Annotated in this window: 11 protein-coding genes and 2 pseudogenes; all 13 read left to right on the top strand. The window is 69.3% G+C overall.

What is annotated here, in order from left to right; translation table 11 throughout:
- Nucleotides 1-29 precede the first annotated feature (29 nt).
- The 13 genes and pseudogenes from OG884_RS34855 to rpmF all read left to right on the top strand — a co-directional run bounded on the left by OG884_RS34855 (nucleotide 30) and on the right by rpmF (nucleotide 10,777).
- Nucleotides 30-1,307 carry a cytochrome P450 gene (locus OG884_RS34855; protein WP_326639974.1) on the top strand — a complete coding sequence of 426 codons (1,278 nt, stop codon included), beginning with the start codon at nucleotides 30-32 and terminating at the stop codon, nucleotides 1,305-1,307.
- Nucleotides 1,304-2,152, top strand: a complete 849-nt coding sequence (locus OG884_RS34850) for a thioesterase II family protein (protein WP_326639972.1) — start codon at nucleotides 1,304-1,306, stop codon at nucleotides 2,150-2,152. The genes OG884_RS34855 and OG884_RS34850 overlap by 4 nt, the downstream gene beginning before the upstream one ends.
- 35 nt (nucleotides 2,153-2,187) lie before the next feature.
- The gene (locus OG884_RS34845) at nucleotides 2,188-2,916 is read left to right on the top strand and encodes a class I SAM-dependent methyltransferase (protein WP_326639971.1); all 729 of its coding nucleotides are present in this window, start codon (nucleotides 2,188-2,190) and stop codon (nucleotides 2,914-2,916) included.
- Entirely contained in the window at nucleotides 2,913-4,868 is a 1,956-nt protein-coding gene (locus OG884_RS34840) for an ABC transporter ATP-binding protein (protein WP_326639969.1), read from the top strand. The genes OG884_RS34845 and OG884_RS34840 overlap by 4 nt, the downstream gene beginning before the upstream one ends.
- Nucleotides 4,865-6,634, top strand: a complete 1,770-nt coding sequence (locus OG884_RS34835) for an ABC transporter ATP-binding protein (protein ID WP_326639967.1) — start codon at nucleotides 4,865-4,867, stop codon at nucleotides 6,632-6,634. The genes OG884_RS34840 and OG884_RS34835 overlap by 4 nt, the downstream gene beginning before the upstream one ends.
- A gap of 65 nt (nucleotides 6,635-6,699) precedes the next feature.
- Nucleotides 6,700-8,103, top strand: a complete 1,404-nt coding sequence (locus tag OG884_RS34830) for a salicylate synthase (RefSeq protein ID WP_326639964.1) — start codon at nucleotides 6,700-6,702, stop codon at nucleotides 8,101-8,103.
- Between the two features lie 246 nt (nucleotides 8,104-8,349).
- A pseudogene (locus OG884_RS34825) lies at nucleotides 8,350-8,547 on the top strand (permease); the annotation flags it as partial.
- A gap of 95 nt (nucleotides 8,548-8,642) precedes the next feature.
- On the top strand, nucleotides 8,643-9,440 hold the full coding sequence (locus OG884_RS34820; protein ID WP_326639962.1) for a TIGR03943 family putative permease subunit: 798 nt from the start codon (nucleotides 8,643-8,645) through the stop codon (nucleotides 9,438-9,440).
- A gap of 207 nt (nucleotides 9,441-9,647) precedes the next feature.
- Nucleotides 9,648-9,787: pseudogene (gene rpmG, locus OG884_RS34815) on the top strand (50S ribosomal protein L33).
- 4 nt (nucleotides 9,788-9,791) lie between these two features.
- Nucleotides 9,792-10,037: a type B 50S ribosomal protein L31 gene (locus tag OG884_RS34810; RefSeq protein ID WP_326639960.1), complete on the top strand. Its 246-nt coding sequence runs from the start codon at nucleotides 9,792-9,794 to the stop codon at nucleotides 10,035-10,037.
- A gap of 27 nt (nucleotides 10,038-10,064) precedes the next feature.
- Entirely contained in the window at nucleotides 10,065-10,301 is a 237-nt protein-coding gene (gene rpmB / locus OG884_RS34805; RefSeq protein WP_326639958.1) for a 50S ribosomal protein L28, read from the top strand.
- Nucleotides 10,301-10,600 carry a 30S ribosomal protein S14 gene (gene rpsN, locus OG884_RS34800; protein ID WP_326639957.1) on the top strand — a complete coding sequence of 100 codons (300 nt, stop codon included), beginning with the start codon at nucleotides 10,301-10,303 and terminating at the stop codon, nucleotides 10,598-10,600. The genes rpmB and rpsN overlap by 1 nt, the downstream gene beginning before the upstream one ends.
- 12 nt (nucleotides 10,601-10,612) lie before the next feature.
- Nucleotides 10,613-10,777, top strand: coding sequence for a 50S ribosomal protein L32 (gene rpmF, locus OG884_RS34795; protein ID WP_326639955.1), 165 nt, complete (start codon nucleotides 10,613-10,615; stop codon nucleotides 10,775-10,777).
- Nucleotides 10,778-10,964: the final 187 nt, after the last annotated feature.

The following is a 10,964-nucleotide window of genomic DNA, read 5'->3' as shown; positions in this document are numbered from 1 at the left end:
CCCTCCTCGCCAACGACGAAAGATGACCGATGAACCCGCCCACACCTTCCAGCGTGCCCTCCTCCGCACCCGCGTCTGCTACGGGCGAGGCCGCCTCCATCCCCGCGCTGGACGCCCCCCGCCCGCAGAACTTCCCCATCCGCCGGGGCTGCCCCTTCTCCGCACCCGAGGAGTACACCCGCCTGCGCACCCTCGAACCCGTCGCCCGGGTCACCCTGCCCACCGGACGCGAGGCCTGGGTGGCCTCCCGCTACGAGGACGTCCGCGAACTGCTCGCCGACCCGCGGATCAGCGCCGACATCCGCCGCCCCAACTTCCCCGCCCTCGGCGAGGGCGAGCAGGAGATCGGGGCCCGGCTGCGCCCCTTCATCCGCACCGACGCCCCCGAGCACACCCGCTACCGCCGGATGCTGCTGCCGGAGTTCACCGTCCGCCGGATCCGTGCCATGCGGCCCGCCGTGCAGACCATCGTGGACGGCCTCCTGGACTCCATACTCGCGACCGAAGCACCCGTCGACTTCATCCCCCTCTACGCCAACGCCGTCTCCACCTCCGTGATCTGCGAACTGCTGGGCATCCCCGCAGAAAACCTGGAGTTCTTCCGCGACGTCACCCGCATCTCCGGCTCCCGCCACAGCACCGCCGAACAGGTCGCCGAGGCACTGGGCGGACTGTTCGCCCTGATCTCCGACCTGGTGGCCCAGCGGCAGGAGCAACCGGGCAACGACCTGCTCTCCAAACTCGTCGTCAACCACCTGCAGACCGGCAACGTCACCCTGCCCGAACTGCTGTCCACCGTGGGCATCACCATCAACGCCGGACGCGAGACCAGCACGAACATGATCGCCCTGAGCACCCTGCTGCTTCTCCAGCGGCCGAATCTGATGGAGGAACTGCGAGCCGACCCCTCCCTGATGCCGGCCGCCGTCGACGAGTTCCTGCGGGTGATGTCGATCGCCGACTCCATCCCGCTGCGGGTCGCCGCCCAGGACATCGAGATCTCCGGCACGGTGATACCCGCCGACGACGGCGTCATCGCTCTGCTGGCCGGCGCCAACCACGACCCCGAGCAGTTCCCCGACCCCGACCGGGTCGACTTCCAACGCCCGGACAACCACCACGTCGCCTTCGGCTACGGCGTCCACCAGTGCATCGGCCAGCACCTGGCCCGGCTGGAGCTTGAGGTGGCCCTGGAGACACTGATCCGCCGCGTGCCCACGCTGCGCCTGGCAGCCCCGGACGAGGAGATCGACTTCAAACACGACTCCGCCACCTTCGGCATCGAGCGGCTGCCGGTGACGTGGTGAGTGCCCATCCCGGCGTGCCCGCCCCGTGGACAGGCACCAAACCCCACCCGGCGCCGCGGCGTTTCGGCCCGTGGATCCGGTGCTGGAGCCCGCGGCCGGCGGCCCGGCTACGGCTGATCTGCCTCCCGCACGCCGGTGGCGGCGCCAGTTTCTACCGCCCCTGGGCGGCCCTGCTGCCGCCGGAGGTCGAGCTGTGGGGCATCCAGTACCCGGGCAGGGAGGACCGCTTCGAAGATCCCCTGGTGGACCGGATGGACGAGCTGGTCACGGCCGTCACCGACGCCTTGGTGCCGTTACTCGACCGCCCCTACGCCCTGTTCGGTCACAGCATGGGCTCGGCCGTCGCCTGGGAGGTGGCCCGCGACCTACGGCGCCGCGAGACGCTCGGCCCGCGACGGCTGTTCGTGTCCGGCCGCGAGGCCCCGGGCACCGCCACCGTCGGCGAGGTCCACCGGCAAAGCGACGACCTCCTGTGCCGGGAACTGCAACGGCTCGGCGGCACCAGCGACGAAGTGCTGGCCGATCCCGATCTGCGCCCGGTGGTACTCGGCTACGTGCGCAACGACTACCGCCTCATCGAAACCTACCGCCCGATCCCCCTGCCCCCGCTGCGCTGTCCGATCGAGGTGTTCACCGGCGAGACCGATCCGGAGCTGACCCCGCAGAGCGGTCGCGACCGCGCCGGCGGATGGGCGGATCTCACCACTGCCCGCACCGAGGTCCACACCTTCCCCGGCGACCACTTCTACCTCGCTCCACGACGCCAGGAGGTCGTCACGGCGATACTTCGCCGCCTGGATCCGTCGCTGGCCATGGGCGCTCACCGGTGGCCCAGCACCCCCTGACCACCCGGCCGCGTCCGCACAACCAGGAGAACCCCATGATCGACTACTACTCACCCTCGGCCGAGTTCTACGAGATGGTCGCCACCCGCCACACCGCCAGCAGCGGACCACCGCTCACCCGTGTACTGGCCCACGTCGACGTCTCCTACGGCCCCGTCCTGGAAATCGGCGCCGGCACCGGCCGGATCACCGAGGTCATCGCGGCCGCGCTGCCACAAGCGGAGATCATCGCCGCCGAGCCCTCCGCCACCATGCGGGCCGTCCTCACCTCTCGAATCGCCCGGGAGGCGGACCTGCGCCGCCGCGTCACCGTCGTCGACGGCTCGGCGCAGGACCTCCAACTCCCCGAACGGCTCTCCGCGGTAGTGATCTTCGGCGTGGCCGGACATCTCACCACCACCGAACGCGGCGCCCTGTGGCGCAGGCTCCGCGACCGGCTACCCGACGGCGGTCTCATCGTCGTCGAGTTAATGGGGGTCTCCGCTCCACGCGTCATCCCACCGGTGATGTCCCTGCGAGAGACCATCGGCCGCCAGACCTATGAGTGGTGGATCGGCGGCGAGCCCGCCCAGGACGACGCCATGCGATTCACCACCACTTGGAAGGTCCTGCGAGATGGTCGCACCGTTCGCGAGGTCACCGACAGTTATGACTGGCACACCTTCGACGTCGCCCGGCTCGCCCGCGAGGCGGGAATGACAAGCCGCCGCATCACCGAGGCCGGCGGCCAGGCCATCCCCGAAATCGGAGTCCTCGTCAAATGACCCAACCCACCTCACGCCACCGAGGCCCGCAGCAGCCCGGCGCGCCCGGTCTACACAGCGTCCCCGACGCCTCCGGCGCTCCCGACACACCCGGCGCCTCCCCGGGCCCGGCCCCGTCGGACGCCCCGAAAGTGCCACCGTTGCGCGGCATCCTGCGCCAGGTCCGGGGCCGCCTCGCCCTGGCCGTCGCCCTGCAGGCCGCCGGCGCGCTGGCCGGAGTCATCCCCTTCATCGCCGTCGCCCGGATCGCCGTCCACCTCACCAACGGCTCCCCTCCCCTCGGCGAGGACCTCTGGCCGCTGGTCACCCTCGCGTGCCTGTCCGGCCTCGCGGCCCTGCTCCTCGGATCCGCCGCCGGGGTGGTCAGCCATCTCGCCGACAACGACCTGCAACTCGCGCTGCGCCGCCGACTGGCCGAGCACACCGGCCGCCTGCCGCTGGGATGGATCACCTCCAGGGGCGCGGGGGAGATCAAACGCGCCGTACAGGACGACGTGCACGCTCTGCACACGCTCGTCGCCCACACCCTCCTTGACGTCACCGCCGTCCTCACCGCCCCGCTTCTCGCGCTGGTCTACCTGTTCACCCTCGACTGGCGGCTCGCGCTGCTCAGCGTGCTACCCCTGACCCTCGGCGCCTACCTGTTCAGCCGGGCCATGGCCGGAGCGGCGGCGCAGATGGCCGAGTACGGGGCGGCCCTGGGCCAGATCTCCTCAGCCGCCGTAGAGTTCTCCAACGGCATCGCCGTTTTGAAGACCTTCGGCCGAAGCCGTAAGGTCCACGAACGCTTCCTGACCGCCACCGACGGCTTCTCCGACTTCTTCACCTCCTGGGTCCGCACCACGCTGGTCACCTCCACCGCGGCCCTGCTCGTCGTCTCCCCGGCCGTCGTCCTGCTCCTGCTGGCCCTGGTGGGAGCCGTGTTCGTCACCGGCGGATGGACGACCGCCGCAAACCTCATACCGTTCATCCTGCTCGGACCGGCCGTCGCCGCCCCCATGGGCGTGGTCGGCCCCCGGATCCAGCAGATCCGAGCCGGCCAGGCCGCCGCCACCCGCATCTCCGCCCTGCTCGACACCCCGGTCCTGCCACAGAGCACAACACCCGCCATCCCCCAGGACTCCCGCATCTCGATGCGCGAGGTGTCCTTCTCCTACGACGGCCGCACCGACGCCCTGAGCGGCATCGACCTCGACCTGAAACCCGGCACCGTCACCGCGCTCGTCGGCCCCTCCGGATCGGGTAAATCCACCCTCGCCTCACTGCTTCTGCGTTTCCACGACGTCACGGCAGGCACCATCACCATCGGTGGTGCCGACGTCCGCAACATACCCGCCGCCGACCTCTACCGCCACGTCGGCTTCGTCCTGCAGGACGTGCGACTGCTACGGGCCTCCGTCGCCGACAACATCCGCCTCGGCCGCCCCTCCGCCGACGACGACCAGGTCGAACAGGCCGCCCGCGCCGCCCAGATCCATGACCCGATCACCGAACTGCCCGCCGGCTACGCCACCGAGGTCACCACCGGCGTCTCCTTCTCCGGTGGCGAACAACAACGCCTGTCCATCGCCCGCGCCCTACTCGCCGACGCCCCCGTCCTCGTCCTGGACGAGGCCACCGCCTATGCCGACCCCTACTCCGAAGCGCTGATCCAGAACGCGCTGTCCACCCTGGCCGCCGGTCGCACGCTGCTCGTCATCACCCACCGGCTGGCGACCGTCCGCCACGCCGACCAGATCGCGGTGCTCGACGGCGGGCAGATCGTCGAACAAGGCCGCCACTCGGACCTGCTGGCCGCCGAAGGCCGCTACGCCCAGCTGTGGAGAGCCCAGGAGGCGGCACAGGCCGGCGACGAAACAGCACCCACCCCCACCACATCAGCCGCCCTGGCCCCCACGGCACTAACCGTCCGCGGCAACCTCGACGCCTCCCCAGGGAGAACCCCGCGATGATCCGTCATCTCTACCGTGTCCTTGGACCCGAGGGATCCGGTTTCCTGAACCGTCTCCTCGTCGTGCTGGCGGGCGCAGCCATCCTCCAGGGCCTCGCCTTCACCCTGCTGGTGCCGGTGCTGCGTGCCCTGCTCGGTGAGAACCCGGGCGAGGTGTGGCCGTGGCTCACCGTCCTGACGGTCTGCTCACTGGCCTACGCCGCCCTCCAAGCCGTCGCTCTGAGCAGCGGCTTCACCGTCGGCTCCCGACTCTCGCGGGTGCTGCACCGGCGACTCGCCGACCGCGCCCTCGACCTGCCCATCGGCTGGTTCACCCCCGGGCGTGCCGCCGAACTCAGCCGCCTGGCCGGCCAGAACATCATCCAGGTGATGAACATGCCGGCGCACCTGCTGCGTCCGCTGACCAGTTCGGTCCTCACCCCACTCACCATCGTGGCCGCTACCTTCTTCCTCGACGGCCGGGTCGCGCTCGTGCTGCTGCTGTGCGCACCGTTGCTACTGGCGGTACACCTGTGGAGCACCTCCGTGATGAGCAGGCTGGATCGGGGACGCGACACAGCGATCGGCGAATCAGCCGACCGTGTCCTGGAGTTCGCGCAGAACCAGCCGATACTGCGCGCCTTCGGCCGGACCGTCGACGGCTACGGGGCACTCGACGACGCCCTGGCGGCGGAGTCGCGTGCCGACCGCCGACTGATTCACCGCGGCGTACCGGGTCTGGTCTCCTTCGCCTTCGCCACCCGTACGGTCTTCGCCCTCCTGCTGGCTTTGGGAGTCTCCTGGACTCTGGGCGGCTCCCTGGACGTGGCGACCCTGCTGGCCCTGCTGGTGCTCGTCGGCCGACTCACCGACAGCCTGTCCAGCGCGGCCGACCTGGGCGCCGGGATGCGGATCGCCCGCAACAGCCTGGAACGGCTGGACGCCGTACTCGGCCGGCAACCGTTCCCGCAACCGGCCGAGCCCCGGCTGCCGGATGGAGCCGACGTGGAGTTCGACGCGGTCCGCTTCGGCTACCGGCACGACACCATGGGCGGCTCCACCTCTCTCACCGATCCAGAAGCCGAGTTGCTCTCCGATGTGAGCTTTCGCATCCCCGAGCGCAGCATGACCGCTCTCATTGGGCCCTCCGGCGCCGGCAAGACCACCGTCGCCCGACTGCTGGCCCGCTTCTGGGACACCACCGGCGGCACGATCCGCATCGGGGGAGTCGATGTCCGCGACATCACCTCCGAGGACCTGGCCGCGACCGTCTCGATCGTCTTCCAGGACGTCTACCTCTTCGAGGGCACGATCGAGGACAACGTCCGCGTCGGTGATCCAGACGCCAGCGAGGAGAAACTGCGCCGCGCCGCGGTCATGGCCGGGCTGGACCGGGTGGTGGAGGAAATGCCCGACGGCTGGGCCACCCGGGTCGGCGAGGGCGGTACCGCCCTGTCCGGCGGACAGCGTCAGCGTGTCTCCATCGCCCGCGCCCTGCTCAAGGACGCGCCGATTCTCATCCTGGACGAGGCGACCGCCGCGCTCGACCAGGAGAACGAGGCCGTGCTGACGTCCACGGTCCAAGCCCTGGCCACCGAGAAAACACTGCTCGTCATCACCCACCGCCTCAGTACCGTACTGGCCGCCGACCAGGTCCTCGTCATGGAGAACGGGCGGATCACCGAACGCGGCACGCACGCTCAACTCACCACCGCCGACGGCACCTACGCCGACTTCTGGCGACAGCGCACCAACGCGGACGGCTGGCGGCTGGAAGTGGCCCCGTGACCGCAGCGGCCCCGACCGGCACGTCCACCGAAGCACGAGAACACCGCACGGCAAGGAGCACAACGATGACCGCCAGGCAATCCGAACCATGGGCGGACTGGGCGCGGGCCGTACCCGCCCTCAAATGCACAGCCCTGCTTCACACCCCGGACAAACCGGCCCGCACGGCCGTGCACCTCACCAGGGCCGGCCTCGACGAGCAGTACGCCGTCTACGAGCACGCCGGGGTCTGGTACTTCGTGGCAGGCTCCGCCGTCACGCTCACCGCAGACGCGACCGAGGTCGTCGCCCGCGCCGACGGACACACGTGGACCGCGGCCACCGAAGGCCGACCACTGGACAGAATCGCCGAAGCACTCACAGCACTCGGGAACCGCGCTGACGGAACCCGTTACCTGTACGGATGGGCCACCTTCGAACTCGCCCACCTGCTGCACGGTGATCCCACCGCCGCAGGAACGCAACCACTCCTGTCGTTCCTGGTTCCCTGCGTGGAGGTAGCCCTCAGCCCAGGGAAGGCCGAACTACGAGCCGTCGACGAAGCCTGGGCCGCGAAGGTCACGGCCCTGCTCCAAAACCCGGACGATCCCGTTCCGGCCGATGCGACGATGACCACACCGGCCGCAACGGAAGCCGAACGCCTCATCGCCTCCGACGCGTCCGCATACCGCCACGCCGTCGCCCGCAGCGTCGCCGACATCCACGCGGGCCTCCTGGAAAAAGCCGTTCTGTCTCGGATCGTCGTACTGCCCGAAGGAAACGAGCCCGACTTCGCCGCCTCCTACCTCGCCGGGCGCCGAGCCAACACCCCCGCGCGTTCCTTCCTGCTGAACCTCGGCGGCCGGCGAGCCGCCGGCTTCAGCCCGGAGACCATCGTCGAGGTGGAGGCGAACGGCCGAATCCGCACCCAGCCACTCGCGGGCACCCGAGCCCTGGGACCCGACCTCGCCGAGAACGACCGCCTGCGCGAGGAACTCCGCACCGACCCGAAGGAGGTGCACGAGCACGCGATCTCGGTACGACTGGCCGCTGAGGAAATGGAAACGATCTGCCGGCCCGGCTCGGTGCTGATCGAGGAGTTCATGACGGTCAAAGCACGTGGCTCGGTACAGCATCTCGCCTCCCGGATCGCCGGGCAGTTGCGTGAGGATCTCGGCCCCTGGTCGGCGTTCGCGGCACTTTTCCCGGCGGTCACCGTCACCGGCGTACCAAAGAGCGCCGCCCTCGCGGCCCTGAACCGCCACGAACCCGAACCCCGAGGACTCTACGGCGGGGCGGTGTTCCGAGCGGGAACCGACGGCTCACTGGACGCGGCACTGGTCCTGCGCACGCTGTTCGCGCATGGTAACCGCACCTGGCTCCGTGCCGGGGCAGGCATCATGAGCCAATCCACCCCGGAACGCGAATACGAGGAGACCTGCGAAAAGCTACGAAGCGTCGTCCCGCACCTGCGGTTCCATCACACGTGAAGGAGCCGCACGTTCCTCGGGCATCGGACTTACTCGTTCAACTCCTACGCCCCCGAATCCTCTCCGGCACGGCCCCGGCCCGATGCGTTCGCGTGGTTGTGGAGTCCGCCGACACCTCCTCATCCAACCGGCTCGTAGCGTCTTCGATGGCCTGGCTGGAGGGCGCCGGCCACCTGCACTGCTACGTCCCGGCGATGCGCCGGGACAGCCCTGTTTTGCCTGTTGAGATTCGGTCTTTAGTCGACCGCGTTCGTGGCGGCCTCGATGACCGCGTTCTCCCCCACCGCGAAGCTGGCCTTCCTGGTGGTCGGGCCGATGGTCGACCTGAAACTGATCGCGCTGCAGGCCGGCACATTCGGCGGCGCTTTCACAGCCAGGTTCGTCCCGCTGACCTTCGCCCTCGCCGTCCTGGTGAGCACCCTCTTCGGGTGGTTGCTGCTATAGGCTCCACACCTCACCGCCCCCTCGCCCCGCGCCCCCAGGCACGCCACGGCTCGGCCTCGGGCCCCGGCACGATGGAAGGAATCCGCGCCCCCCCGATGAACCGTGTGACCCAGAACCTCCTCCTGACCCTGCTGGGCTGCGCCGTGCTGCGGATCTCGGCGTTCTCCACGACCTACCTCAACTACGTCAAACCCGGCTTCCGGCCATTCCTGATCGGCGCCGGGGTAGTGCTGGTGGGCCTTGGGGTCATCGGGCTGCTCCAGGCGTCCCGGACGAAGGAGAACCCAGCCCAAGACGAACCACGTGACCATTCAGACAGCCATGATCACTTACCCGCCGACGACCGCTCGCATGATCGCGACCGGTCCGACGGTGACGGGCACGACCACGCGCACGGCGGCCCCCGGGTCGCGTGGCTGCTGTGCCTGCCGGTGTTCGCGATCTTCCTGATCGCGCCGCCCGCGCTGGGCTCGTTCGCCGCCTCCCGCGACGACACCCCACCGCCCCGCGACCAGACCCTGAGCTCCTTCACCCCGCTCACCGGCACCGGCGCTGTGGAGATGACCATCGGCGATTTCATCGGCCGTGCCTGGGACGACGACAAGAAGTCCCTCACCGACCGCGAGGTCAAACTGACCGGCTTCGTCTCCCCCGCGAAGAAGAAGGGGCAATGGTACGTCACCCGCATGCAGATCGCCTGCTGCGCCGCGGACGCGTTCCCCCTGAAGGTCGCGGTCAAAGGACTGCAGGCGCCGCCCGCCGACACCTGGGTCGAGGTCACCGGCACCTGGATCCCGCAGACCTTCGGCAAGATGACCACCGGCGTCATCTACCCCCAGCTCACCGGCAAGAGCCTCACCAGGATCGAACCCCCCGACGAGCAGTACGAGTAACGCCAAAAAGCATGTACAAGCTCAGGTTCCCCTTCCCGAGCATGGTCGGCCACCAGGCAATACGACGTCATCAGGTCTTGGCGGACCATCCACAGATGCCGGTGATCCACCGCTGATTCGGGCCGGTCCGGGAAAAAGCCCGGTCGACCAGGTCAGCGGCGATCCGGTCGGACGTGGAACGACGCCACCCGGGCCGACCAACGACCGGTGATCAAGCTGCGATCTACTGCGGCACCGGCTACACCTACGTGACCCGCAAGAACCTCCGCAATGACCCCGACCGGCTCACCCTGCGCAAATACGACCCGGTCATCCGCCAGCACGTGCTGTTCCGAGAGGACCGCTGAAGCGATGAAAAAAGACATCCACCCCGACTACCACCCTGTTGTGTTCCGCGACCCGAGCGCGGGCTTCGCCTTCCTGACCCGCTCCACCATCACGAGCGGCAAGACGATCGAGTGGGAGGACGGCAACACCTACCCGCTCGTCGACGTCGACGTCTCCTCGGCCAGCCACCCCTTCTACACCGGCCGCAGTCGCGTCCTCGACACCGCGGGCCGGGTCGAGCGGTTCAACCAGCGCTACGGCAAGACCTGACCCCGCCCCCTTCGGGAAGGAAACCGCATGTCCGCCCACTGCCAGCTCACCGGCCTCAAGCCGGTGTTCGGCAACAACGTCTCCCACTCCCACCGGCGCACCCGCCGCCGCTGGAATCCCAACATCCAGCCACGGCGCTACTGGCTGCCCACCGAGGGTCGCTTCGTACGGCTGACGCTCAGCGCCAGAGCCGTCAAGACCATCGACAAGATCGGCATCGAGGCCGCCGTGGCCCGCATCCGCGCCCGGGGAGAACGCATCTGATGGCCAAGAAAAGCAAGATCGCAGCCAACGAGCGACGCAAACGCGTTGTCATCCGCTACGCGGAGCGCCGGGCCGAGCTCAAGGAGATCATCCGCACCGGCTCCCCCAACGAGCGAGTCCAGGCCGTCCGCGAGCTGAGCCGCCAGCCACCCGACGCCAGCGCCACCCGCGTGCGCAACCGCGACAGCACCGACGGCCGCCCCCGCGGACACCTGCGCAAGTTCGGGCTCTCCCGGATCCGCTTCCGCGAACTGGCCCACCGCGGCGAACTGCCCGGCGTCACCAAGTCCAGCTGGTAGGAGCACCACGACATGGCAGTCCCCAAACGCAAGACCTCCCGCAGCAACACCCGCCACCGCCGCTCACAGTGGAAGGCCACCGCACCCGACCTCGTCCCGATCACCATCGACGGGCGCGAACTGCTGGTGCCGCGCCGACTCGTCCGCGCCTACCGGCGCGGCCTCCTCACTCCCTGAGAACCGGCCCGCACCCCGAACCCCCACCGTGAACCCGCACCCCGAACCCCCACCGTGAACCCGCACGGTGAACCCCGCACTACGAGAGGAGCTGTCATGTCCGTCCCCGTCGTCATCGTCTCCGGACTGTATCCCCAAGCGCGCTCGGCCCTGGTGGACCACCTGGGCCTGTAACCTCAAGTGTGTA

The organism is Streptosporangium sp. NBC_01755 (genome assembly GCF_035917995.1).
GTDB lineage: Bacteria > Actinomycetota > Actinomycetes > Streptosporangiales > Streptosporangiaceae > Streptosporangium.
This window is presented reverse-complemented; position numbering and strand designations above follow the sequence as displayed.

Bases quoted from the DNA above. Each gene is read 5' to 3' on its own strand.
- OG884_RS34855 (WP_326639974.1), top strand. From the start codon at position 30: ATGAACCCGCCCACACCTTCCAGCGTGCCCTCCTCCGCACCCGCGTCT.
- OG884_RS34845 (WP_326639971.1), top strand. From the start codon at position 2,188: ATGATCGACTACTACTCACCCTCGGCCGAGTTCTACGAGATGGTCGCC.
- OG884_RS34840 (WP_326639969.1), top strand. From the start codon at position 2,913: ATGACCCAACCCACCTCACGCCACCGAGGCCCGCAGCAGCCCGGCGCG.
- OG884_RS34835 (WP_326639967.1), top strand. From the start codon at position 4,865: ATGATCCGTCATCTCTACCGTGTCCTTGGACCCGAGGGATCCGGTTTC.
- OG884_RS34830 (WP_326639964.1), top strand. From the start codon at position 6,700: ATGACCGCCAGGCAATCCGAACCATGGGCGGACTGGGCGCGGGCCGTA.
- OG884_RS34820 (WP_326639962.1), top strand. From the start codon at position 8,643: ATGAACCGTGTGACCCAGAACCTCCTCCTGACCCTGCTGGGCTGCGCC.
- OG884_RS34810 (WP_326639960.1), top strand. From the start codon at position 9,792: ATGAAAAAAGACATCCACCCCGACTACCACCCTGTTGTGTTCCGCGAC.
- rpmB (WP_326639958.1), top strand. From the start codon at position 10,065: ATGTCCGCCCACTGCCAGCTCACCGGCCTCAAGCCGGTGTTCGGCAAC.
- rpsN (WP_326639957.1), top strand. From the start codon at position 10,301: ATGGCCAAGAAAAGCAAGATCGCAGCCAACGAGCGACGCAAACGCGTT.
- rpmF (WP_326639955.1), top strand. From the start codon at position 10,613: ATGGCAGTCCCCAAACGCAAGACCTCCCGCAGCAACACCCGCCACCGC.